The organism is Niallia sp. CD-39, assembly GCF_059874745.1.
The window spans coordinates 344,461-367,596 of the sequence record NZ_JCBCPS010000002.1; the positions used below are offsets into that span (position 1 = coordinate 344,461).

Here is a 23,136-nt window from a genome sequence, read left to right on the forward strand (position 1 = left end):
GTTGATTAGAACGGAAGAGATGCTATTAAATGTTGGGCCTCAGCATCCAAGTACACATGGCGTGTTCCGCCTAGTTGTCAAAATTGATGGAGAAATCATAACGGAGGCTAAGCCTGTAATTGGGTACTTGCATCGTGGTACAGAAAAGATTGCTGAAGATCTTCAATTTACACAGATTATTCCTTATACTGATCGTCTCGATTACTTGGCGGCTATGACAAATAACTATGTTCTCTGCCATGCAGTAGAAACGATGATGAATATTGAAATCCCTGAAAGAGCTGAGTATATCCGGATTATCACGATGGAATTAGGCAGAATAGCGAGCCATCTTGTATGGTGGGGAACGTATTTACTAGACTTAGGTGCGACGAGTCCATTTCTATATGCATTTAGAGAAAGAGAAATGATCATAAATCTATTAAATGAGATTTCTGGTGGGAGGCTTACCTTTAACTATATGCGTGTAGGTGGAGTGAAATGGGATGCCCCAGAAGGCTGGATTGAAAAAGTAGAAGAGTTTATCCCATATATGAGAGAACAGTTAAAAGGCTATCACCAATTGGTAACTGGGAATGAAATCTTTATGAATCGCGTGAAAGGTGTGGGGGCGTATACACGAGAAGATGCACTCCAATACTCTTTAAGTGGTGCAAACTTGCGTTGTACTGGCGTGAAATGGGATTTAAGAAAAGATGAACCCTATTCAATCTATGATCGATTTGATTTTGACGTCCCAGTGGAAGAAGGCGGCGACGCGTGGGCAAGGTATCATGTTCGAACTCGAGAAATTGAAGAGTCGCTAAAAATTTTAGATCAAGCAACACAGCAATTTCCTAAAGAAGGACCATTCATGGCGAAGGTTCCAAAAATCATTAAACCACCAAAGGGAGAAGCGTTTGTCAGAATTGAATCTCCACGTGGAGAAATCGGCTGTTACATTGCAAGTGATGGAAAAAAAGAACCTTATCGACTAAAGTTTCGAAGACCTTCTTTTTATAATTTGCAAATATTACCGAAGTTATTGAAAGGCCAAAACATGGCAAACCTCATTGCGATCTTAGGAGCAATTGATATTGTTCTTGGGGAGGTGGATGGCTAATGATTCAAAACCTTTTGAATGCAGAGGCTGGCCTTGTAAACTTTTTAGTATTTTTCTTACTAGCAACTGTGCTTTTACTAGTTGTTTTAGGATTTGTTACATATGCCATTTTAGCTGAACGTAAAGTAATGGGATTTATGCAGCTTCGCCACGGACCTAGCCAAGTTGGTGGACGCTGGGGACTGTTGCAAACAGTAGCGGATGTTTTAAAGCTACTTATTAAAGAGGATACGATTCCTAAAGTGGCAGATCGACCGCTCTTTATTTTGGCTCCGGTGATTGCATTTACTCCAGCCTTTATGGTGCTGGCGGTAATACCTTTTACTGATAAATTTCAGTTTGCTGATATTGGCGTAGGCTTGCTTTATTATATTGCAGTATCAGGATTAACGACTTTAGGTGTAGTGACAGCTGCATGGGCATCGAATAATAAATATTCATTGCTTGGAGGTATGCGTGCAGCAGCGCAAATGATCTCATATGAAATTCCCCTTGTTATGTCAGTTGTTGGGGTTGTCCTTTTAACGGGTAGTTTGAACCTTAACGACATAGTGGCAGCACAAGAGAACGTATGGTTTATCGTCTTGCAGCCTATAGCCTTTGTAGTGTTTTTTATCGCAGCAATTGCAGAGTTAAACCGTGTTCCATTTGACTTAGCCGAATCTGAATCAGAATTAGTTGCTGGATTTCATGTCGAATATTCAGGTTTCCGATGGGCATTCTTTATGCTCGCTGAATATGTTTATCTCTTTGCGATGTCGGCATTGATTACAGTCATATTCCTAGGTGGATGGCTACCATTACCGTTCTTAGGATTTATTCCATCCGCAGTATGGTTTGCGCTAAAGTTCTCAGTCGTGATCTTTGTGCTCGTTTGGTTCCGCGTCACGTTCCCTAGGCTTCGAGCGGACCAGCTAATGGAATTTGGATGGAAGGTATTATTACCAGTAGCATTAGCAAATATTTTCTTAACCGCGATTGCAAAAGAGATTTTTTCTCTATTCTAAAAGGAAAACCTGCTCTTTTCTTATACGTACATCCTCAAATAATTAGGGGGGAATGATATGCTCGGATTAACGAAAGGTTTAGCATATACGTTAAAAAACTTAACTCGTAAAAAGGTAACCTATGATTATCCAAATGAGCCGATACCTCTTCCAGACCGTTTTAGAGGGATCCAAAAGTTCTATCCTGAAAAATGCATCGTATGCAACCAATGTTCAAATATATGTCCGACTGATTGCATTCAATTAACAGGAAGAAAACATCCTGATCCAACGAAAAAAGGAAAAATCATAGAAACGTATGATATTAACTTTGAAATTTGTATTTTATGTGATCTTTGTACAGAGGTTTGTCCGACAGAGGCGATCATTATGACAAACAACTTTGAACTTGCAGAATATAGTAGGGATGAACTATTTAAAAATCTTCAGTGGCTTGATGAGAATGATGAGAACATACGGAAGGTGAATAAGCCATGATGACAGGTGAATTTTTAGCCTTTGTGGGCCTTGGTATTGTCGCGATCATTGGAGGCGTTCTATTAATCCACTTAAAGAAAGTCGTCCATATGGTCGTGGCGCTTGTTTTTACATTTATCAGCATCGCAGGCATTTATGTCCTTCTATCTGCTGAATTTATTGCGGTTGTTCAAATCCTCATTTATTCTGGTGCGATTACGATCATCATGCTGTTTGGCATCATGCTCACGAATCATAATGATCAAAGTGAACCGAAGGTGAGTATTTGGAGAAGGTTGTTTTTGATTATGGGAATAGCAGGCTTTGGAATTGCCATTTATGCAGGTATATATAATTTAGAATTCCCTGCCGCAGATGCAAATTTACATGTGAACAATACCGAACAAATAGGAATAGCGATTTATTCAAAGTACATCATCCCGTTTGAATTAACATCGGTCATTCTATTGGTTGCCTTGATCGGAGCCATTGTTCTTGCGAAACGAGACGATAAGGAGGCGGATCAAGAATGAGCTCAATCCCTTTATCCGCATACTTAGCACTCGCACTTATTCTTTTTTGCATCGGACTATACGGGTCTTTAACAAAACGGAATATCGTGATCGTGTTAATTTCAATTGAGCTAATGCTCAATGCTGTAAATATAAATCTAGTTGCATTTAGTAAGCACGGAATGATGCCATCAATTGATGGTCAAGTGTTTGCCTTGTTTGCGATTGCTGTAGCAGCAGCTGAAGCAGCTGTTGGGCTGGCAATCTTAATAGCGCTCTATCGAAATCGAAAAACGGTTAATGTAGACGAAATGAATGTATTGAAGAATTAATTGTTCAAGGTGAAGATGTTCGTCTCAATCTATCACGTATAAGTTGATCATTACGTGATTAAAAAGGGGATTGTGATAATGATGGAAAATGCATGGATCATACCGCTTTTCCCGCTTATCTCGTTTATACTCCTTCTGTTCTTTGGGAAACGTTTGAAGGAAAAGAGCGCATACGTTGCGATTACTCTCGTGTTTGTTTCCTTGGCGTTATCAATGTGGACCTTGTTTCAACGGTTTTCATTACCAAATTACAAAGCTGAATTCATATGGCTTAATATTGGAGATTTACAACTGACAGCGGGGTTTGAAGTCAACCAATTAAATGCTTTAATGTTAGGAATTGTCTCACTCGTTAGCTTACTCGTACATATTTATTCAATGGGCTACATGAAGGGAGATCAACGCTACCATATTTTTTATGGATACTTAGGGTTATTTACATTTGCAATGCTCGGTTTAGTCATTTCACCAAACCTTTTGCAAACGTATGTGTTTTGGGAGTTAGTTGGATTAGGGTCATTCCTATTAATTGGCTTTTACTACTATAAAAATGAAGCAAGAGCAGCTGCGAAGAAAGCGTTCATAATGACTAGAATTGGAGATGTTGGTCTCTTCATCGGGATGATTCTCTTATTCTGGCAAGTTGGCAGCTTTGAATATGATGAGATTTTTGCTGCTGTTTCTGCAGGGGCAATCTCAACAGAAATGATTACTTTGACAGCAATTTTAATCTTTGTTGGTGCCATTGGTAAGTCAGGTCAATTCCCACTGCACACATGGCTACCTGATGCGATGGAAGGACCAACGCCTGTTTCCGCTTTGATTCACGCAGCAACAATGGTCGCAGCAGGTGTTTATCTAGTCGCAGCGATGTTCCCGTTATTTGCTGCGAGCGAGACCGCACTTATGACCGTCGCGGTGATCGGCGCTTTTACAGCGATCTTTGCTGCAAGCATTGGTCTTGTCCAAAAGGATATTAAACGGGTATTAGCCTATTCTACGGTCAGCCAACTTGGCTACATGATGCTAGCATTAGGATCAGCAGGTTATGTGGCAGGTGTCTTTCACTTAATGACCCATGCATTCTTCAAGGCATTGCTCTTCTTAGCAGCGGGAAGCGTTATTCACGCAGTTCACACACAAGACATTGAAAAAATGGGTGGATTATGGAAGAAGCTTAAAGTGACTGGTCCGCTATTCTTAATTGGAACATTAGCAATTAGTGGTGTTCCGCTGTTTTCAGGCTTTTTCAGTAAAGATGAAATCTTAATTGCAACATGGGAGCAAGGCAATATCGTCTTATTTTTCCTAGCAGTCATTGCCGCATTCTTTACAGCATTTTATATGTTCCGCTTATTCTTTATGGTTTTTACCGGCTCGCCACGTAGTGAGGTGAAAGGGGTTCATGAATCCCCGAACGTCATGATATGGCCGATGGTTATTTTAGCATTTCTCGCCGTGACAGCAGGATATGTGAATACGCCTTGGTTTGGTGCGTTTTTAGGAGAATGGCTAACAGCGGGAACAGACCAGCTTGGGCCTGCTCATATACATGGTCCGGCATGGATTATGATCGTTGCTACTCTTGTTTCTGTAGCAGGAATAGTCCTTGCCTACTTCATTTACGGGAAAGGTTCCATTGAAAGAGATTGGTTATCGAGTGGAACTTCTGGCATCTATTCAGCTTTGTCTAATAAATATTGGATGGATGAGCTATATGAGGCAACGATTGTAAGAGGAGTAAAATGGATTAGTGCATTTTTAAGAATTATTGAGAGATTTATTGTGGAGGGGATTGTTAAGCTGACAAAGGCTACGGTTGTATCCCTTGCAAAGATAGGATCATCTGTTCAAAATGGGCAAGTTCAAACGTATGGAACAATCGGATTTGTTGGATTAGGGATTATCCTATTCATCTATGCCATAACAGGGGGGTACTTAAGATGAATGTAGCTTACTTATTGCCGATTCTTGTATTCTCTCCTTTGTTAGGGATTGTTGTTTTAGCCTGCTTGCCACGTGGGAACCGAAAACTGATTACAACGGTAGGTGTAATCGCAACATTACCTGCACTTGCATTATCGTTAGTTTCCTTCTTTCAACATAGGAGCGGAGCGGATCTTACGGAGTATATGTTTTATAAAGAGTGGATTTCCTTTGATGTACCAGGCCGATTCGGCGGGATGTTTGCAATTGATTTTGAACTAGGGCTGAATGGGTTCTCACTTGTAATGATTGTACTTACAGCAATATTAACGACATTAGCAGCCATCGCGTCGGCAAAAATACAGTCAGAAATCAAAGGGTATTTTATGCTTTTCTTATTGCTACAAGTCGGAATGCTAGGCGTTTTTGCAGCAGAGAATTTAATTTTGTTCTTTATCTTTTTTGAAATCACCTTAGTCCCTGCCTTCTTTCTCATCGGGAAATGGGGATATTTTGAAAAGGAAAAAGCTGCATACAGTTTCTTAATATACAACGGTGTTGGTTCAGCGATTTTATTAGTGGCAATTATGTCGCTGTTTGCTCGTATTGGAACAACGAATATTGAACTGCTGAGGACCATTGTAGCAACTGATACTCAAGTGCTTTCAGAAAACTTTAAATTAGGTGTGCTCATTGCTTTTTTACTCGCTTTTGCAATAAAGCTGCCAATTTTTCCACTACATAGCTGGATGGTGAAGGTTCATGTTCAGGCACCGCCAGCGGTCGTAATGCTTCATGCAGGTGTATTATTAAAGATTGGTGCTTATGGAATGATACGCTTTGGGATGGGGATTTTCCCAGATCAATTCGAAAGTTTAGCGCTTATTCTTGCCATTCTTGGTGTAGTGAATTTGTTGTATGGTGCATTTCTGGCTTTTATTCAAACAGACTTCAAGATGGTTCTTGCCTATTCATCGATATCGCATATGGGGATCGTGCTAATCGGGTTAGCGGCGTTAAATGAAGCTGGTTTACAAGGAGCCATATTCCAGGTGGTTTCACATGGTCTTATTGCAGCCTTTTTATTCTTCTTAGTCGGAGTGTTGTATGAGCGCTTTGATACATCTGATATTCGTAAACTCGGTGGTTTAGCGAAGGGAATACCGATCATTTCTGGGCTCCTATTAGTTGGAGCAATGGCTTCATTAGGTTTGCCAGGAATGTCGGGATTTGTAAGTGAATTCATGGCGTTTTTAGGATTATTCCAAGAGATGCCAATACTTGCTGCAATCGGGTGTATCGGAATTATTATGACTGCAGCATACTTGTTGCGTGCCGTACTCGCAATGACTTTTGGAAAAACAGAGAGAGAATTTACTGCAACGAAGGATTTAAACCGAATGGAAGTTGTTCCAACTGTAGTATTAGTAGGATTAATCATTTTGATAGGTGTTTATCCATCTATCTTAAGCATACCGCTTTCCCCATCGATCGAAACTATACTGCTCGGGATAGGACGGTGATGACAGATGGATTTAGAAACTTTATTATCCTATAGCTGGAGCTTTATGATGCCTGAATTTATCATTCTTGGTGTCGCTACAGCATTATCTATTGCAGATTTGTTTATGCCTAAATCGATTAATCGCAAGGTGCTTGGGTGGGTAGGATTTGCTGGGATAGTTGCAGCGCTCGTATACTTGCTCACTCTTTTAGGGAATGAACCTGTTTCCATTCTATTCGATACATTTAGATTAGATTCATTTGCGATTGCGTTTAAGCTTCTTTTATTAATTGGCGCAGCACTCGTCATGTTACTAGCGATCAGCTATGAAACAGATGAAGGGTTGCATGAGTATCGTGGTGAGTTTTATTACTTATTTTTAGCCGCATTGCTAGGAACGATGTTCATGGCGTCAAGCGGCGATTTAATTACATTATTTATCGGATTAGAGCTTCTTGCCCTTTCATCCTATATATTAGCAGGTATGAGAAAAACAGAGCTTGCTTCCAATGAGTCAGCAATGAAATATGTGATCAATGGAGGAATCTCAACAGCGGTGACCTTGTTTGGAATGAGTTATTTATATGGAGTTACTGGAACGACCAACCTCCATGAGATGGCATTCATCCTTGCAGAAGGTCAAATGGCTCAGTATACGTATATTTTAGGAATTGCGTTTTTTATGATATTTATTGGCTTATCATTCAAAATTGCAACTGCACCTTTTCACATGTGGGCTCCAGATGTATACAATGGAGCACCGACACCGGTTGCAGCGTTCTTGAGCGTTGTATCAAAAACAGCTGGATTCATCATCATATTACGCTTAATTGTTGCTGTATTCTTCAACGCAAGTGACATAACGGGAGCAGAGCCATTTATTTTAAGTGTTCAAATTTTTATCGCAGTCTTAGCAGGAATTACAATGATTGTAGGGAATATCATTGCACTTAGACAAAGAAATATTAAAAGGATGTTTGCTTATTCTAGTATTGCACAGGCAGGATATTTACTCGTTGCGCTAGCTGCTCTATCTGTTTTCATGCTTGAAACAATCTGGTTTTACTTAGCAGCATACTTATTTATGAATATTGGAGCATTCGCTGTCATTCAATATGTGACTGAAAAAGAGAAATCAGAGGATATCACCGTATTTGCAGGCTTGTATAAGAGAGCGCCGATGCTAGCTGTCGCACTATCAATATTCCTCTTATCATTGGCAGGGATTCCAGGAACAGCAGGTTTTATCGGAAAGCTACAAATCTTTATGGGAGCGCTAGCTACTAATCCGGCACATTATGTTCTAGCGTCTATCCTAATTGCTATGACTATCGTTTCTTACGTGTATTACTTTGGTGTGATGACACAAATGTTTTTCAGGCCAATGCATTCAAAGGCGGTTATGAGAGGAAGCGCTCCACTGTTTCTAATCATAGGTATTTGTATTGTCGGTACGATCGGATTAGGAATCTTCCCAAATATTGCGTTTGATTTCTTGCATGGACAATTCGAACAATTCAGCGACTTCTTTGATTAATTGGAATCGACTGTAGGGGGAACCCTACAGTCTTTTTATTGTGTATTATGGGCATGAATTAGGAGCATGTCTATTCATATGTAAAGGAAGATTTTACATGAAAAAAAGTTGTGTTTTTTATGAAACATTCTAGTATATTATCTCGTCAAATGATAAGATAAATGTGGACTGTACAAATGTCTAATCTTGGCTAGAAATGTTGAATATTGGAATTTGAAATTCTGAAATTTCACAAACTGAAATGGAGAGAAAAACATGATTGGTTTTGGTCAACAAGCATTGCTGGGTATTGTTACTCATTTGCTGTTTATTACACTTACCTGGTACGCTTTGCAATCGATTCGATTGGACCAATTGTTAAAGCCAAATAAGGTTTTCCAAGCAAGACTTCTCTACATATTGTTGTCTATTGCTATTGGCTCAGCAGTAAGTAATTTCTTCCTAGATTATTTAATATGGTCACAGCAGCTTCCACAGTTATTGTTCGTTTTCTAAAGACAAATATTAGGTCTTCATACATGTTTTCTTTTTCACAATTTTTCAGTACAATGCATAGTGTTGTGTGTTTTCTCTCATTGTGAATATGAACACAATTTGTGCCTTAATGGACAGTGAAATGTCAAAAAGTGACGATGAAATTCAAGTATGCTTCAATCTTTCCTTGTTAAGACTGATTAGTAAGGGAGATGAGAGCGTAATGAAAAAAATAAGTATCTTTTTGGCGGTTGCAATAGGTTTGATTGTAGCGGTCACTGGGAATAAGACAACAGTAGCATCTGATCAAGTGGATATATCATTATTGACTAACATTTTTGAAGACGAGAATATTATGATTAATGAATGGTCTTTATATACAAGGGAAAAGATGGAAGGAGTTCAAAACTTTCAAGACGTGATCAAGGTACAATCACAATTGGAAAAGCAATTTTCATCTTTTAACTGGGAAAAGCATGCTTTAAGTGAAGGTCACTTTGTGGCTGAAGCCGTTTTGGTTACTCACTACGGAACTGAAACGATTCAAGTGCTTTCAACAGAAGGGGCAAATGGGGTTCAATCATTTGTCACGTATCAAGTAACTGGGCAAAAATGGGATGAAGATACAGAAAAGACCGTTTTGCATAAAGTGAACGAACGAAGGCACCAGTTATTTCATGATCAGACCATGTTCTTCTCTTGTATCAAAGGCGAATTCATGAATCAAATGAATGAACCGCTAAATGAAATAGCTTTACGTCTATTGGAAGATTTGCAAGCTAAGGAACTAGAAGGATCAAATGAAGACAATTTTGTATCCATGACAGCTTATTCACCGATGATTGATAACACGCTTGATGTTGGTGATCAATCAATGAATGTACAAATAGGAGTAAGGAACGACGGGTTGGGCTCAAGGACAACTATAGTTATTGGCACACCCATCATTACGATTGAATATTAATATAGAGAAAATGGACGCGGAGGGGAATACACTTTGGAAAAAATCATCGTCCGCGGCGGAAATCGGCTATCTGGAACTGTAAGAGTTGAAGGCGCAAAAAATGCTGTCTTACCGGTTATCGCTGCTACACTATTAGCAAGTGATGGAAAAAGCGTAATTCGTAATGTCCCAACTCTCTCCGATGTATACACAATTAATGAAGTATTAAGATATTTAAATGCTGAAGTGGCATTTGATAATAATACAGTAATCGTTGATGCATCTCGGGAGTTGAAGGAAGAGGCACCATTCGAATATGTACGAAAAATGCGAGCTTCCGTTTTAGTAATGGGATCGCTATTAGCAAGAAATGGTCGCGCACGTGTTGCTTTACCTGGAGGTTGTGCAATTGGATCACGTCCAATTGATCAGCATTTAAAAGGATTTGAAGCAATGGGTGCAACTGTAAAGGTTGGAAATGGCTTTATTGAAGCGGAGGCGTCTGGTGGACGTTTGCGTGGGGCAAAAATATATTTGGATTTCCCTAGTGTCGGAGCTACCGAAAATATCATGATGGCTGCTACCCTTGCAAAAGGAACAACAATTATTGAAAACGTAGCAAAAGAACCTGAAATCGTTGATTTAGCAAACTTCTTAAACAGCATGGGAGCGAAAGTTCGTGGTGCTGGTACAGGTACAATCCGTATCGAAGGTGTCGATGTATTATTCGGTGCCGAACATTCAATCATTCCAGATCGAATTGAAGCTGGTACATTCATGGTTGCAGCTGCCATCACTGGTGGAGATGTTTTAATTGAAGGCGCAGTTCCAGAACATTCAACATCTCTAATTGCAAAAATGGAAGAGATGGGTGTCGTCTTTATTGAAGAGCAAGAAGGCGTTCGCGTATTGGGCCCTGAGAATTTAAAAGCAGTTGATATTAAAACAATGCCACATCCAGGATTTCCAACGGATATGCAATCACAAATGATGGCATTGCTCCTACATGCACAAGGTACGAGTGTGATCACTGAAACGGTCTTTGAGAACCGCTTCATGCATGTAGAGGAATTCCGTCGTATGAATGCTTCCGTTAAAATTGAAGGACGTTCAGTGATTATGAATGGTCCATCTAATTTACAAGGTGCAGAAGTAGCAGCAACCGATTTACGAGCAGCTGCTGCATTAATTTTAACTGGTTTAGTTGCTGACGGTGTAACTCGTGTTACTGAATTAAAGCATCTAGACCGCGGGTATGTTAATTTCCACAACAAACTAGCAGCACTTGGTGCAGATATCGAACGCATCACAGAGCAGAATGAAGTGGACGTTACAGAAGAAACCTATATTTCAGATATGAACGCATAAACACCACAACTTGTGGTGTTTTTTGTTTGGTTTATTTCTTCATAGGTTATGTATAAAACGCTGGGAGTTGACGATATCACACATTAAAGTTGTTGATAAAAGTCTGAAAGTTATTGAAAAAGCATTGAAAGTTGTAGATATCGCATCAAAGTTGTTGATAAAAGGCCGAAAGTTATTGAAAAGTTGTCGGAAACGCCTCAGAATTGTCGGAAAGTCCCCGAAAGTTGTCGGAAACGCCTCAGAATTGTCGGAAAGTCCCCAAAAGTTGTCGGAAACGCCTCAGAATTGTCGGAAAGTCCCCGAAAGTTGACGGAAACGCCTCAGAATTGTCGGAAAGTCCCCGAAAGTTGCCGGAATCCCTTCAGAATTGTCGGAAAACACCCAAAAGTTGTCGGAAACACCTCAGATTTGTCGGAAAGACTCCAAAAGCTATTCAAATCGCCTCCCAGTTTTTCAAAAATCCTTAATATTTCTCGATACCTGCTCGGAGTGATTGAGATAACTAAATGAATTAATATATGTAATATATATTTTACATAATGTAATTTATATGTTACATTCAAATTAAGAGGTGCTGTGATGAAAAACCATGTGAAGGTTGCACGTGTGAAGACTGGGCTTACCCAGCTAGAGCTTGCTCATGCTGTAGGAATTACAAGACAAACGATCAGCTTAATTGAAAAAGGGAAGTATAATCCGTCTTTGAAGCTTTGTTTGCAAATTTGTTATGCGGTTGGAGCAAGTTTAGATGAAATTTTTTGGGTAGAGGAGGAAGAGTATGAAAAAGATTAAGGATGAGCGGTTAAAATTAAGGAATTTACAAAACTTAAGAATTGCGTTTATCGTCCAAACTATTGGTGTCTTAGCGATTCTTGCCTATGAATTTTCTCAAGGCGGGATGGAAGGAATGCGAAATAACCCGTTATGGCTTGTTTTTATGGTCACCGCGATTGTGCTCGCTTATTTGTCGATGTCGATAAGCGTTGAGCATGAAAAGCCTGTAAAAAATGCAAAGAAGTCATTGTATATTGGTATTGCTGTGACCACGCTTATTTCAATAGCAGTAGCAATTTTGGTGTATCTCACTCCAGAGTCGGATACGTTTGTAGCGATATTAATTGGATTCGTTGTCTTTGTTTGTTTTATTATCCCATGTGCTTACATATATCGCATTCGTAAAAATCTTGAAAATGAATGGGAGGATGAATAAGTAGATTGTTGTCATAAAGGCTTGTCCACATCCATATGAATGAAATGTAGACTTAACAGATGTGGAGGCTGAAATGATGTCTAATGTTAAACCAATCGTAGTACTACTTGCCGTAATTTTTGCAGTAATAATGATCGTTCCCGCATTACTAGTCTTGCCGTTTTCGAAAGACAATCCGCCTATTGAAAAAGAAAAGGCGAATGGAGAAGAGCTCGAGCGAAACACAGAATTACATGAACCACCAGTGGAAATAACGGTTTATCGGACAAATAAGGAAGCAGTAGAAACGTATTCTCTTGAGGATTACTTGATCGGTGTTGTTGCATCGGAAATGCCTGCTGATTTTGAGATGGAGGCTTTGAAAGCTCAGGCTCTGGCTGCTCGCACCTATCTAGTTAGGCAAATGATGAATCGAGATACGTCAATTCCACAAGGCGCTATGGTGACTGATACAGTATCTCATCAGGTGTTTAAGGATTCAGAGGAATTAAAGGCAATCTGGGAAGCTGATTATGATCAAAAATTAAAGCGAATAAAAGCTGCGATTAGAGAAACTGGTGGCCAAATTGTTACATATGATGGAATGCCAATCCAAGCCCAATTCTTTTCAACGAGCAATGGGTACACTGAAAACTCCGAATTCGTTTGGACAAATGCTGTACCGTATTTAAAAAGTGTAGAAAGTCCATGGGATGTAAACACACCGAAGTTTGGTGGAGAAAAGACAATTCCAATCACACAGTTTGAAGCGATCCTTGGTGTGAAGGTACCGAATGGAAATGAAGTTGGGAGAGTCGTAGAATGGACTGCTGGAAAACGCGTTGGTAAATTTGATATTAATGGAAAAGTAATTTCTGGTACCGATCTACGCGATGCATTGGAATTAAAATCGACTGACTTTACGATCGAAAAAAGTGGCAATGATGTTGTCATAAAAACGAAAGGATATGGTCATGGAGTAGGAATGAGCCAGTATGGAGCGAATGGAATGGCTGCTGAAGGGAAATCTTATAAAGAAATTATCGCCTATTACTATCAAGGAGTAGAAGTTGAAAGTTCTACACCGCTTCTAGCAGAGGTGATTGCAAAAAAATAAGGCTACAGCGCTGTAGCTTTATTTTTTTACTCTAAAATAATTGTGATAAATGAAATGATAAAAATGAGTGCAAGTATAATAATCCCGACTAGAGAGGAGATTTTTGTGTACTTAATCGATTCCTCGGAATATTCGGGCTCTTCTTTGTATTTCCATCGATCCCCAAAAAGCATCGACTCTTCAGGCTCAAAATAAGCCCAAATTAAGTAAGCGAAAAGAGGTATCGATAATATAAAAAAAACAATCCAACCTGCCATAAAATTCCCTCCTAATAAGATTATATACGGATTGGAGCTTCATAAGTTTCGCTTCTCATAAATTGTAGATATAATTAAACATAGAGAATTAGTCGGAATAAGGAGGGGAATACAAGATGAGCTTTCACAGCTTACATTCATTCGAAGAAATGCTCAATGAAATGAGTGCGTTAGCAAAGCAGTTTCACGAGCGGGCGAGACAAAATGATGAAGAGGGCCGCTTTCCATTTCAAAACATTGAAGATTTAAAGGCAGCAGGGTATCCTTCACTAACTGTACCAAAGGAATATGGAGGAGAAGGGCTACAGCTATCCCCATTTCTCAAGCTTCAAGAACGCCTTGCACAAGGAGACGGATCGACGGCGCTCGCAATAGGATGGCATATGGGGATCATGTATGATCTAGGAGAAAAACGAACATGGGATGAAAAAGTCTATGCAGATGTTTGTAAAAGAGTTGTTCAACACGGTGCACTGATCAATGCTTGTGCGAGTGAGGCGCAAACAGGCAGTCCTACAAGAGGTGGCAAGCCAACGACTACTGCAGTCGGTCAAGGGGATTACTGGCTCATCAACGGTCGGAAAACATTTGCAACGATGTCCCCGGTTCTAGACTATTTTAATGTGAGCGCATCGATCCAAGGAACAGACGAAGTAGCGTTCTTTTTAGTTGAACGAAACGATGGGGTTGAAATAGAGGAAACATGGGATAGTGTCGCAATGCGAGCAACAGGAAGTCATGACCTGATCTTAACTGATGTAAAAGTGCCGAAGAATAACCTCGTTGAATATGTGCAAAAAAGAAAACAAGAAGCTTCAGGGTGGTTACTGCATATTCCTGCCTGTTATTTAGGAATTGCACAAGCAGCCCAATCCTACGCGCTTGAATTTGCCAATAATTACTCTCCTAATAGCATTGAAGGGACGATAGCAGACTTGCCAACCGTACAGCAAAAAATTGGAGAGATGGAACTAGAGCTACGTAAAAGCAGAAGATTCCTCTATAGTGTTGCTGATGAATGGGATCGACTTTCTAAAGAAGACCGAATGGCGTTAAAGTCGGATTTGGCAGCCGTAAAATTAGTTGTCACGAACTCGGCAATTAAAGTTGTGGATTTAGCCATGCGTGTTGTTGGTGCAAAGAGTTTATCGCAAACCAGTCCGTTGCAACGTTATTATCGGGACGTTAGAGCGGGGCTCCATAATCCACCGATGGATGATATGACGATAGCTGCACTCGCACAGGAGGCATTAAAACGCTAGAGTGGCTCTGCCCAAACCAAACGCTGGCATCTCACCTAAAACTCTAAGGGTGTCCCTTTGTGACGCCCTTAGAGTTTTTCAATAGTTGCCAGCCACTTACGGATTTTCGGGAATTTTCCATTAAAATATGAGTGATGAATAAAATGTGAGGCAACTGCCACCCCAATCCAGTCTTTAATAACGTCAAATACCGATGCAGAACGCTCTGGCACAAAATATTGGTGAACCTCATCAATAACTCCATATAGTGCGGCAATCCCCATAAAGAGAAAGTTTACTTTCATTGTAAAGCTGTATTTAGTCGTTAAAAATGCGAGAACGAAAAAGAGGTAAAGTAGCCCAAATTCAACTAAATGAAGAGATTCCTTCAAAGAGCGATCAATATTCGTTGCGGGCAACTCCACAATTTTATCAGTAGGGTGACTTGATAAATACCAGATAATACCCATGTAAACAAAAGGAAGAATACGTAATAACCATTTCAATATTTTTCTCCTACTTTCATAAAAAAAGATGTATAAGATTGAATACGATAACAAAAGATAAGCGTAAAAAATATTTTTCTTTAATAGTGTATATTATCCTTGCAATCTGTTCAAACTGATTGCTGAGGTGATGATAATGAGAGAGGAAGAAAAGAAACGATCTTCTCAAGATTCCAGCTTTAAGCGCTTTATGAAGAAGCGTTGGGCGCTCCCAGCAATTTATATTGCAACTGCAGCATTACTTTTAACAGCCGTATTGTGGTATCAAAACATTGGTGACAATTCAGCAACTCCAGGTAATATTGATGATTCAGCAACGGATCTAACTGGCAAAGATTCAGCTATTGAGGTGAATCGATCTTTAGAAAACTTTGTAATTCCTGTTAAGGAAGCGGATGATGTTCTCGTTCAAAAAGGATTCTACAATGTGAATGATGATCTCGAAAAGCAAGAGGCTGCATTAGTATTCTATAATAATAAGTTCGAGCCAAATAGAGGAATTGATTACGTCCAAAAAGATGGAGATGTATTTGACGTATTAGCCGCACTTGGTGGAACTGTCACAAAAGTAGATTCTAATGATGCGTTGCTAGGTAATGTAATTGAAGTGGAGCATGCAGAAGGAATTGTAACAGTGTATCAATCTGTTACAGAGATTGAAGTTGAGGTTGGCGACGAAGTGAAACAAGGAGATGTTCTTGCGAAAGCTGGAGTTAGTCAGCTAAATGAAGATGCGGGTGTGCATGTACACTTTGAAATTAGAAAAGATGGCATTGCAGTAAACCCAATTGATTTCTTTGAAAAGCCATTAAGTGCCTTAATGCAATATGATGCTGCTGGTGAAGTTGGCGAAATGAGTCAAGATGATTCTTCTGATAAAGAAGAAAATGCGAATGACGATGAGGAAGGCTCAACAGATTCAGAAGAAGATGAAGAGCATGATCATGTAGAAGAAGACACAACTGAATCACAAAATTCATAATTAAAGTACGAAAAGCATTCATCCAAATGAAGATGAGTGCTTTTTTTCTGTCGGCCATCGTTTTATCGTAGTTTTACTTCAATATTAATGACAGATCCGTTCTTATAGGTGATTTTTGCTAACTTTCCAGATAAACGCTGGTATTCCTGTGCAGTGCCATAAGGGACCTTCAAAGTAAAAGTCTCTTTACCATCCGTAAATTCAACAGTGAAATTATCAGCTGCTCCAACAATTTTAGCTTCTCTCATAAGGATATCTTCTAATATAATTAAACGTTGACCGATGATGACGAGATCACTTTTCAAGTGATTTAATGTTTTTAATTGTTCCACCGAAGTGTTGTATCGCTCTGAAATTCCCCATAACGTGTCTCCGGGAACAACTGTATAAATCGCTGCATGTTGTAAGAAAGTTTCTGTTGTATGATGTTCTGTTGGTACGATTAATGACTCTCCAGCATAAATCCGATCTGAGGTTAACTCATTTACTTCCATTAGTTCCTCAACGGTTGTAGCATATTCCCTTGATAAGCTATACAATGTGTCGCCCGGCTGAATTATATACATTCCGGACTCTGCATGTGTATGACTGCTGCCGAATGTTGTAGTTGCAATTGTTGCAGCCATTGTAACACCAGCAATTTTGAGTGTACCTTTTCTTCTGTTGCGTTTTTTTACTTCATTTAAACGTTCTCTTCTAGTTTTTACTATTGGCTGGTTCATGTATGGACCTCCCCTACTATATTTTTGGATGAAAATGGACTTATAGGCATATATATGTACTGTGCACACGACTTAGTGTAGGTGAAGACCTATATATGAACAATAGGGATGATGACATAGTGGTTATCTAGTGAAAAAAGAGGATGAATGTCTTTTTTTAGATCATTAGTATGAAGCTTAAAATGAAAGAAAGTGTGAAACATAAGAAATTTATGGGATGAAAGATCGGATATTTTAGTTTTTTTATTAAGAATGATGTTTTCGTTATGAAGAATATCGTCGAAAGAAAGGGAATAGGTCCTATGTAAAAAGGTCGAAATATGTAGAAATAGACAATCTTTTTTCATATGTTAAAAGTCATGGGTAGTCCTTAAAAACAGAAAAGTTTGCGAAATCAAAAAATATTTGAACATACCTTGTCCGTATTGGTTAAATTGTGCATATATCTTTACACAAGCTAATAAACTGTTACAAACCTTATAAAGAGAATGTTTGAGGTGGGTATCGTTTATTTCTAACAGTGAATAAGCCTCCGGACATGTTTAACTGCAGCAGTCAAAAGGAAAGCTTCGTTTCGCCGCATAACGAAAGTGAAGTACATAGATTATGCGGAAAATAGTATAAGTCAAAGTTACGAGCGAGTCTCATTTCACACTTCTCACATCCAATTTAGGGAGGCGAGTGGTGTGCACGATTACATCAAAGAGAGAACAATCAAGATAGGAAAGTATATCGTGGAGACGAGGAAAACAGTTCGCGTAATTGCGAAGGAGTTTGGCGTATCCAAAAGTACAGTCCATAAAGATTTGACAGAAAGGCTTCCTGAAATTAATCCTGAACTAGCTAATGAAGTAAAGGAAATATTAGATTATCATAAATCAATTCGACATTTACGTGGTGGCGAAGCGACGAAGATGAAGTACAAAAAAGAAGAGTTTGAAGAGGAAGCAATAAAAAATTAACGAGGGTACAAAAATTCAAATGACGTAGAACATTCCGAGTGGGTTCTACGTTTTTTTTTATGTCTGCAAACAAACGAGGTTCGACTTATTCTATCACGAATTGATTTATAAAATTGTTGCAGAAAATTTGACAAATTATTATATATTTAGCGATGCTTATGTTAAAATATACAATTAGGATAATAGGTTTTATATGTAGATTATATGTGTGATGAAATTTGGCTAATACGATCGTGAAACTGTATACGTTGCCATGGAAACATGGGCAGCGTCATTTGCTTGTTTTCAATCAATAAAAATAAAAAAGATATGTAAAAAGTAATTGATGTGAGATGCGCTTGAACGATAGCGTTTACTAATAGAAGGAGGAAGAGGAATGTTTGCTAGGGATATAGGGATCGATTTAGGGACAGCTAATGTATTGATACATGTGAAGGGAAGAGGCATTGTCTTAAATGAACCTTCTGTTGTAGCCATTGATAAGAACACGAATAGAGTTTTGGCAGTGGGAGAGGAAGCACGCCGCATGGTTGGTCGTACACCAGGGAACATAATTGCGATTCGCCCATTAAAAGATGGTGTCATAGCTGACTTTGATGTAACTGAAGCAATGCTTAAACATTTTATTAATAAATTGAATGTTAAAGGGTTTTTATCAAAGCCTCGCATTTTAATTTGCTGCCCAACAAATGTTACAAGTGTTGAACAGAAAGCAATTAAAGAAGCCGCAGAAAAAAGTGGTGGGAAAAAGGTGTATTTAGAAGAAGAGCCTAAAGTAGCAGCAATTGGGGCCGGCATGGATATTTTTCAGCCGAGCGGAAACATGGTTGTTGATATCGGTGGTGGAACGACAGATGTTGCTGTTCTATCGATGGGTGATATCGTTACATCTTCTTCGATAAAAATGGCTGGGGATAAATTTGATGCAGAAATCCTTCAATACATTAAGCGTGAGTACAAGTTGCTAATTGGTGAGAGAACGGCTGAAGATATTAAGACAACAATCGCTACTGTCTTCCCTGGATCAAGAAAAGAGCAAATGGATATTCGAGGACGAGATATGGTATCCGGACTTCCAAGAACAATTACCGTTCATTCTGAAGAAATTGAACAAGCTCTAAGAGAGTCTGTATCAGTCATTGTTCAAGCTGCAAAAAGTGTGTTAGAGAGAACTCCGCCAGAACTTTCAGCTGACATCATTGACCGTGGAGTCATCCTTACAGGTGGTGGGGCATTGCTCCATGGTATTGATCTATTATTAGCAGAGGAACTAAAGGTACCAATCTTAGTTGCTGAAAATCCAATGGATTGTGTTGCAATTGGGACAGGCATTATGCTCGATAATATCGATCGTTTACCAAAACGTAAATTAAGCTAAATTATTTAGTGAGGCATTGGGGTTCCCGATGCCTTTTCGATTTATATTCCCTAGTAGAACACCATATAAACAATATGACGATAGAAAAGGAAGAAAGACCTAATGTTTCTGCACCATATACCGTTTATATAGGTCAAAATATGCGGTAAGATGGAATGGACTCTATGTAGGGCGCAAGCGAATTGCAAATATTTTGACAAAATATTGATTTTTTTGCTGAAACAATCGTTCATTTTACTTATAATAGAATTATCAAAAATGATCGGCTTAATTTCAAAATTGAGGTGATAGGAATGTTTAAAGGGTTTTATACCGTTGCGTCAGGAATGTTAACACAACAAAGAAGAACAGAAATGTTATCTAATAACTTAGCTAATGCCCAAACACCGGGCTTTAAGGCAGAGCAATCTTCGATACGTAGTTTTCCAGAGATGCTTTTGCAACGATACGATCGTGACCAAATCCCTACTCAAAACCGCCTCAATACGTTAACAGGCAATCCAATTGGGAGCCTTAGTACAGGTGTGTATATGCAAGAAGCAATCCCATCGTTTATCCAAGGGGATATTCGTGAAACAGGTTTACATACAGATGTTGCATTAATTGATGTGTTTATGCCGATAAATGAGGAAAACGGTCAGCCAGGTTCTGTATTCTTTACTGTGGAGGGACCAGATGGAGATCTTCGTTATACGAGAAATGGGAACTTTACAATGGACGGAGAAGGTTATTTAACAACGGCTAGTGGCCTTTACGTTTTAGATGATCAAGGTGGACGGATTCAGTTAGAAAGCGATTCTTTCCAACTTTCTGAAGAAGGATACTTGATTGGCGATAACGGAGAAACAGCGCGTATTGGTGTCGCATTTACTGAAAACCCATTGAGAATGCTTAAAGAGGGAGACGGACTGTTTAGAACGGAGGATGGAGGACAATTAGCCTCAGCCTACGTGATGGACAATGTTCAATTCAGTACACAGCAGCGCTTTTTAGAAAGATCCAATGTAGATGTTAGCCGTACAATGACAGATATGATGACTGCATATCGCGCATTTGAAGCAAATCAAAAGGTTTTACAAGCATATGATCGAAGCATGGAAAAAGCGGTGAATGAAATTGGTCGAATTGGTTAATAGAGTTAGTAGGAGAAAAGGGGATCGTTATGAATAGAACAATGATTACTGCAACAAATACATTGGCTCAGCTACAAAAGCAAATGGACATTGTAAGTAATAACATTGCGAATGTTGGGACGACGGGTTTTAAAAGGCGAGAAGCAACCTTTACCGACCTTTTATACCAACAATTCAATAATCAGCCGAATGCAAATGTTGAACAAAACCGTTTGACACCAATGGGAATTAGACAAGGTGTAGGTGCGAAGCTTGCACAGTCGAAAATGATTGGATCCATTGGGAATATGCAAACAACTGATCGCCCTCTTGACATGGCCCTTACAGTTGGGGGACAATATTTCCGTGTATTAGAACAAACGGAAAATGGTTCTGAGATTCGTTATACACGTGACGGTGCCTTCTACTTGACACCAACGTCAGACAATGAAGTCATGCTTGTCACTGGAAAGGGTTATCCTGTCCTTGATGAAAACAATAATCCGATCGTATTGAATGGAGATACAACTGGAATTAGTGTATCATCAGAGGGGAGGATTGTAGGAACACTAGCCAATGGTGCGACAACTTCCTATAATCTTGGAATCACTTATATGAATAAGCCTCAGTTTTTAGAACAAAAAGGGGAAAACCTACTTGGACTTCCAGTCAATATGGCAGATCTTGAGGTTGGAGTAGATGAAATCTTAACCGACCTTAATGGTGGACTGCGTAATGAAATCCAAATGGCTCAAGGGGTTTTAGAGCAATCCAATGTCAATTTAACGACTGAAATGACTGAGCTTATTAACGTTCAAAGAGCTTATCAATTTCAATCGAGAACGATTTCTATTGCAGACCAAATGATGGGACTTGTAAATGGAATTCGTTAAAAGGAGTAATACCATGACCGTCGATCAACATAATCAAGAAGCACCGAAAACAAGAGAGCAAATAAAAGGTGAAAAAAAGCAAAAAGAAAAGCCTACTAAAAGACGTATTCGTGTCCGTCTTATTCCTATTTGGCTACGTGTCATTCTTGTGCTTTTATTTACAGTTTTAAGCGCGATTGTAGGAGCAGCAATTGGCTACGGAGTGATCGGTGAAGGCAACCCAACGGATATCTTTGAAAAGACGACATGGACGCATATTTTGGATTTAATCGAAAAAGAATAGATGATAGCTTATACCTAATGAAGCATCCAAACTCGGGTTTGGATGCTTGAGAATGTAGACAAAGTCTAAAGTCGACTTTGTCTACATGTTTTTCAGAGTGATTTTTAAAATTAGATAAACCATCAGTTTGAAGCATCCAAACTCGGATTTGGATGCTTGTTTTTTTATTTATTTTAAAGCAAACATTAATTCTGCTTCACAAACTAATTCTCCATCAACAGTAGCAAGAGCTTTTCCTTTTCCAATCGGCCCTTTTACACGTGTCATTACAACCTCTAAACGCAATTGATCACCTGGCTTCACCTGTCTTTTAAAACGACAGCCATCAATCCCAGTGAAAAATGCAAGCTTCCCTCGGTTTTCTTCTTTTTTAAGCATTGCAACTCCTCCAACTTGAGCCAATGCTTCAACGATCAAAACCCCTGGCATAACTGGATAATCGGGGAAATGCCCGTTGAAAAACTCTTCATTTGCAGACACATTCTTAATGCCAACCGCACTTTTTCCTTCTTCAACTTCTAAAATTCGATCAACTAATAAAAATGGATAACGATGTGGAATGATCTTTTTAATCTCATCAATGTCTAACATTTAGTACCTCCTAATAATAATAGGTTTTAATTTATTGTACTAAAAAATTCACCTGTTGGAAAGCAAACAATTAAACGTTCTTAAAATTATGGATCAATTTACCAATAAATTAAACGTTTATTTTTTTGTGTACCGTGTAAACAAGAAACAAGCCATGGTGAAAGAGAAAGTTTCTGGAAGGTGCAAGAAGTATCTCTAATTGGGAACGATAAAAAAGACCGATGATAGGTCAAGATTCTAAAAGGAGGAAAAATCATGAAAAATCATAAATTACTTAAAATCGTTGGTGGAACATTACTATCGGCGGCTTTACTTGCAGGCTGTGGAGCGGATGATCAAAATCCACCACCAGAGGATGACATGATTGAAGATGGTAACAATCTAGAGAATGATGGCAACATGGATTTAGAGAATGATGGTAATAACTTCGAAAATGATAACAATCTCGACAATGATTTAAATGAAGAGAACGACATGATGGAAGAAGAGAATGACAGAATGAATGATGAAAATAATCAATAATCATTAAGAAAGAGGCAGGCGAATGAATCGCCTGTCTTTCTTTTAGAATATAATGAAGCATTTATATTTAAATAAAAAAAGGGAGTTCCTATAGGATAACTGATAACATTTTCTCAAATATTTTTGTTAAAATGCAACCACTTAAAGGTCGATCGTATATTTCCTATCGTGTCGACAAATTTCCACTTTTTTATATTTTTTTCAGTATTCTTACCATATT

26 protein-coding genes are annotated in these 23,136 nt (G+C 38.9%); 22 read left to right on the forward strand and 4 right to left on the reverse strand.

Going from position 1 to position 23,136, the window contains the following annotated elements:
* Position 1: 1 nt before the first annotated feature.
* The 14 genes from AC6F34_RS08020 (at position 2) to spoIID (ending at position 13,467) form a co-directional block, all read left to right on the forward strand.
* On the forward strand, positions 2–1,102 hold the full coding sequence (locus tag AC6F34_RS08020) for an NADH-quinone oxidoreductase subunit D (protein WP_500770807.1): 1,101 nt from the start codon (positions 2–4) through the stop codon (positions 1,100–1,102).
* Positions 1,102–2,109 (forward strand): NADH-quinone oxidoreductase subunit NuoH, encoded by a 1,008-nt coding sequence (nuoH, locus tag AC6F34_RS08025; RefSeq protein ID WP_500770809.1) that lies wholly within the window; start codon positions 1,102–1,104, stop codon positions 2,107–2,109. The genes AC6F34_RS08020 and nuoH overlap by 1 nt, the downstream gene beginning before the upstream one ends.
* 57 nt (positions 2,110–2,166) lie before the next feature.
* Positions 2,167–2,586 (forward strand): NADH-quinone oxidoreductase subunit NuoI, encoded by a 420-nt coding sequence (gene nuoI / locus AC6F34_RS08030; RefSeq protein WP_500770811.1) that lies wholly within the window; start codon positions 2,167–2,169, stop codon positions 2,584–2,586.
* Positions 2,586–3,098 carry an NADH-quinone oxidoreductase subunit J gene (locus tag AC6F34_RS08035; protein ID WP_500770983.1) on the forward strand — a complete coding sequence of 171 codons (513 nt, stop codon included), beginning with the start codon at positions 2,586–2,588 and terminating at the stop codon, positions 3,096–3,098. Before nuoI ends, AC6F34_RS08035 begins: the two co-directional genes overlap by 1 nt.
* Positions 3,095–3,409, forward strand: coding sequence for an NADH-quinone oxidoreductase subunit NuoK (gene nuoK, locus AC6F34_RS08040; RefSeq protein WP_500770813.1), 315 nt, complete (start codon positions 3,095–3,097; stop codon positions 3,407–3,409). The genes AC6F34_RS08035 and nuoK overlap by 4 nt, the downstream gene beginning before the upstream one ends.
* A 78-nt stretch (positions 3,410–3,487) precedes the next feature.
* The gene (gene nuoL, locus AC6F34_RS08045; protein ID WP_500770815.1) at positions 3,488–5,356 is read left to right on the forward strand and encodes an NADH-quinone oxidoreductase subunit L; all 1,869 of its coding nucleotides are present in this window, start codon (positions 3,488–3,490) and stop codon (positions 5,354–5,356) included.
* Positions 5,353–6,858: an NADH-quinone oxidoreductase subunit M gene (locus tag AC6F34_RS08050; RefSeq protein WP_500770817.1), complete on the forward strand. Its 1,506-nt coding sequence runs from the start codon at positions 5,353–5,355 to the stop codon at positions 6,856–6,858. Before nuoL ends, AC6F34_RS08050 begins: the two co-directional genes overlap by 4 nt.
* A 6-nt stretch (positions 6,859–6,864) precedes the next feature.
* Complete coding sequence (gene nuoN, locus AC6F34_RS08055) at positions 6,865–8,376, forward strand: NADH-quinone oxidoreductase subunit NuoN (RefSeq protein WP_500770819.1); 1,512 nt, start codon at positions 6,865–6,867, stop codon at positions 8,374–8,376.
* A 255-nt stretch (positions 8,377–8,631) separates the two neighbouring features.
* On the forward strand, positions 8,632–8,871 hold the full coding sequence (locus tag AC6F34_RS08060; RefSeq protein WP_500770821.1) for a DUF1146 family protein: 240 nt from the start codon (positions 8,632–8,634) through the stop codon (positions 8,869–8,871).
* 202 nt (positions 8,872–9,073) lie between these two features.
* The gene (locus AC6F34_RS08065; protein ID WP_500770823.1) at positions 9,074–9,814 is read left to right on the forward strand and encodes a YwmB family TATA-box binding protein; all 741 of its coding nucleotides are present in this window, start codon (positions 9,074–9,076) and stop codon (positions 9,812–9,814) included.
* Positions 9,815–9,847: 33 nt separating this feature from the next.
* Entirely contained in the window at positions 9,848–11,161 is a 1,314-nt protein-coding gene (gene murA, locus AC6F34_RS08070; RefSeq protein ID WP_500770825.1) for a UDP-N-acetylglucosamine 1-carboxyvinyltransferase, read from the forward strand.
* 579 nt (positions 11,162–11,740) lie between these two features.
* Positions 11,741–11,953: a helix-turn-helix transcriptional regulator gene (locus AC6F34_RS08075; RefSeq protein WP_500770827.1), complete on the forward strand. Its 213-nt coding sequence runs from the start codon at positions 11,741–11,743 to the stop codon at positions 11,951–11,953.
* Positions 11,940–12,371 (forward strand): hypothetical protein, encoded by a 432-nt coding sequence (locus AC6F34_RS08080; RefSeq protein WP_500770829.1) that lies wholly within the window; start codon positions 11,940–11,942, stop codon positions 12,369–12,371. The genes AC6F34_RS08075 and AC6F34_RS08080 overlap by 14 nt, the downstream gene beginning before the upstream one ends.
* Positions 12,372–12,447: 76 nt before the next feature.
* On the forward strand, positions 12,448–13,467 hold the full coding sequence (spoIID, locus tag AC6F34_RS08085) for a stage II sporulation protein D (RefSeq protein WP_500770831.1): 1,020 nt from the start codon (positions 12,448–12,450) through the stop codon (positions 13,465–13,467).
* A 26-nt stretch (positions 13,468–13,493) separates the two neighbouring features.
* Here spoIID and AC6F34_RS08090 read toward each other — a convergent pair whose 3' ends face one another.
* On the reverse strand, positions 13,494–13,724 hold the full coding sequence (locus AC6F34_RS08090) for a DUF6199 family natural product biosynthesis protein (RefSeq protein ID WP_500770833.1): 231 nt from the start codon (positions 13,722–13,724) through the stop codon (positions 13,494–13,496).
* 116 nt (positions 13,725–13,840) lie between these two features.
* Between AC6F34_RS08090 and AC6F34_RS08095 the strand changes: the two genes are divergently transcribed.
* Positions 13,841–14,986: an acyl-CoA dehydrogenase family protein gene (locus AC6F34_RS08095; protein ID WP_500770835.1), complete on the forward strand. Its 1,146-nt coding sequence runs from the start codon at positions 13,841–13,843 to the stop codon at positions 14,984–14,986.
* Between the two features lie 68 nt (positions 14,987–15,054).
* On the opposite strand, the gene AC6F34_RS08100 is transcribed toward AC6F34_RS08095, so the two are convergent.
* Positions 15,055–15,525, reverse strand: coding sequence for a VanZ family protein (locus AC6F34_RS08100; protein WP_500770837.1), 471 nt, complete (start codon positions 15,523–15,525; stop codon positions 15,055–15,057).
* 82 nt (positions 15,526–15,607) lie between these two features.
* Between AC6F34_RS08100 and spoIIQ the strand changes: the two genes are divergently transcribed.
* A complete protein-coding gene (gene spoIIQ / locus AC6F34_RS08105) occupies positions 15,608–16,453 on the forward strand; it encodes a stage II sporulation protein SpoIIQ (protein ID WP_500770839.1) in 846 nt (281 codons plus the stop codon).
* 62 nt (positions 16,454–16,515) lie between these two features.
* Here spoIIQ and AC6F34_RS08110 read toward each other — a convergent pair whose 3' ends face one another.
* Complete coding sequence (locus AC6F34_RS08110) at positions 16,516–17,175, reverse strand: LysM peptidoglycan-binding domain-containing protein (protein WP_500770841.1); 660 nt, start codon at positions 17,173–17,175, stop codon at positions 16,516–16,518.
* 686 nt (positions 17,176–17,861) lie between these two features.
* Between AC6F34_RS08110 and spoIIID the strand changes: the two genes are divergently transcribed.
* From spoIIID to AC6F34_RS08135, 5 genes are all read left to right on the forward strand, one after another.
* Positions 17,862–18,137, forward strand: a complete 276-nt coding sequence (gene spoIIID, locus AC6F34_RS08115; protein ID WP_500770843.1) for a sporulation transcriptional regulator SpoIIID — start codon at positions 17,862–17,864, stop codon at positions 18,135–18,137.
* A gap of 376 nt (positions 18,138–18,513) precedes the next feature.
* The gene (locus AC6F34_RS08120; RefSeq protein WP_500770845.1) at positions 18,514–19,515 is read left to right on the forward strand and encodes a rod shape-determining protein; all 1,002 of its coding nucleotides are present in this window, start codon (positions 18,514–18,516) and stop codon (positions 19,513–19,515) included.
* Between the two features lie 293 nt (positions 19,516–19,808).
* Positions 19,809–20,648, forward strand: coding sequence for a flagellar hook-basal body protein (locus AC6F34_RS08125; RefSeq protein ID WP_500770847.1), 840 nt, complete (start codon positions 19,809–19,811; stop codon positions 20,646–20,648).
* A 29-nt stretch (positions 20,649–20,677) separates the two neighbouring features.
* Complete coding sequence (locus AC6F34_RS08130; protein WP_500770849.1) at positions 20,678–21,520, forward strand: flagellar hook-basal body protein; 843 nt, start codon at positions 20,678–20,680, stop codon at positions 21,518–21,520.
* Positions 21,521–21,533: 13 nt separating this feature from the next.
* Positions 21,534–21,803, forward strand: coding sequence for a DNA-directed RNA polymerase subunit beta (locus AC6F34_RS08135; RefSeq protein WP_500770851.1), 270 nt, complete (start codon positions 21,534–21,536; stop codon positions 21,801–21,803).
* Between the two features lie 168 nt (positions 21,804–21,971).
* Here the strand turns inward: AC6F34_RS08135 and fabZ are convergent, their stop codons facing one another.
* On the reverse strand, positions 21,972–22,394 hold the full coding sequence (gene fabZ / locus AC6F34_RS08140; RefSeq protein WP_500770853.1) for a 3-hydroxyacyl-ACP dehydratase FabZ: 423 nt from the start codon (positions 22,392–22,394) through the stop codon (positions 21,972–21,974).
* A gap of 255 nt (positions 22,395–22,649) precedes the next feature.
* Here fabZ and AC6F34_RS08145 point away from each other — a divergent pair, with 255 nt between their 5' ends.
* On the forward strand, positions 22,650–22,916 hold the full coding sequence (locus AC6F34_RS08145) for a hypothetical protein (protein ID WP_500770855.1): 267 nt from the start codon (positions 22,650–22,652) through the stop codon (positions 22,914–22,916).
* Positions 22,917–23,136 lie beyond the last annotated feature (220 nt).

Bases quoted from the DNA above. Each gene is read 5' to 3' on its own strand.
- nuoH (WP_500770809.1), top strand. From the start codon at position 1,102: ATGATTCAAAACCTTTTGAATGCAGAGGCTGGCCTTGTAAACTTTTTA.
- nuoI (WP_500770811.1), top strand. From the start codon at position 2,167: ATGCTCGGATTAACGAAAGGTTTAGCATATACGTTAAAAAACTTAACT.
- AC6F34_RS08035 (WP_500770983.1), top strand. From the start codon at position 2,586: ATGACAGGTGAATTTTTAGCCTTTGTGGGCCTTGGTATTGTCGCGATC.
- nuoK (WP_500770813.1), top strand. From the start codon at position 3,095: ATGAGCTCAATCCCTTTATCCGCATACTTAGCACTCGCACTTATTCTT.
- nuoL (WP_500770815.1), top strand. From the start codon at position 3,488: ATGATGGAAAATGCATGGATCATACCGCTTTTCCCGCTTATCTCGTTT.
- AC6F34_RS08050 (WP_500770817.1), top strand. From the start codon at position 5,353: ATGAATGTAGCTTACTTATTGCCGATTCTTGTATTCTCTCCTTTGTTA.
- nuoN (WP_500770819.1), top strand. From the start codon at position 6,865: ATGGATTTAGAAACTTTATTATCCTATAGCTGGAGCTTTATGATGCCT.
- AC6F34_RS08060 (WP_500770821.1), top strand. From the start codon at position 8,632: ATGATTGGTTTTGGTCAACAAGCATTGCTGGGTATTGTTACTCATTTG.
- AC6F34_RS08065 (WP_500770823.1), top strand. From the start codon at position 9,074: ATGAAAAAAATAAGTATCTTTTTGGCGGTTGCAATAGGTTTGATTGTA.
- AC6F34_RS08075 (WP_500770827.1), top strand. From the start codon at position 11,741: ATGAAAAACCATGTGAAGGTTGCACGTGTGAAGACTGGGCTTACCCAG.
- AC6F34_RS08080 (WP_500770829.1), top strand. From the start codon at position 11,940: ATGAAAAAGATTAAGGATGAGCGGTTAAAATTAAGGAATTTACAAAAC.
- spoIID (WP_500770831.1), top strand. From the start codon at position 12,448: ATGTCTAATGTTAAACCAATCGTAGTACTACTTGCCGTAATTTTTGCA.
- AC6F34_RS08090 (WP_500770833.1), bottom strand. From the start codon at position 13,724: ATGGCAGGTTGGATTGTTTTTTTTATATTATCGATACCTCTTTTCGCT.
- AC6F34_RS08095 (WP_500770835.1), top strand. From the start codon at position 13,841: ATGAGCTTTCACAGCTTACATTCATTCGAAGAAATGCTCAATGAAATG.
- spoIIQ (WP_500770839.1), top strand. From the start codon at position 15,608: ATGAGAGAGGAAGAAAAGAAACGATCTTCTCAAGATTCCAGCTTTAAG.
- AC6F34_RS08110 (WP_500770841.1), bottom strand. From the start codon at position 17,175: ATGAACCAGCCAATAGTAAAAACTAGAAGAGAACGTTTAAATGAAGTA.
- AC6F34_RS08120 (WP_500770845.1), top strand. From the start codon at position 18,514: ATGTTTGCTAGGGATATAGGGATCGATTTAGGGACAGCTAATGTATTG.
- AC6F34_RS08125 (WP_500770847.1), top strand. From the start codon at position 19,809: ATGTTTAAAGGGTTTTATACCGTTGCGTCAGGAATGTTAACACAACAA.
- AC6F34_RS08130 (WP_500770849.1), top strand. From the start codon at position 20,678: ATGAATAGAACAATGATTACTGCAACAAATACATTGGCTCAGCTACAA.
- AC6F34_RS08135 (WP_500770851.1), top strand. From the start codon at position 21,534: ATGACCGTCGATCAACATAATCAAGAAGCACCGAAAACAAGAGAGCAA.
- fabZ (WP_500770853.1), bottom strand. From the start codon at position 22,394: ATGTTAGACATTGATGAGATTAAAAAGATCATTCCACATCGTTATCCA.
- AC6F34_RS08145 (WP_500770855.1), top strand. From the start codon at position 22,650: ATGAAAAATCATAAATTACTTAAAATCGTTGGTGGAACATTACTATCG.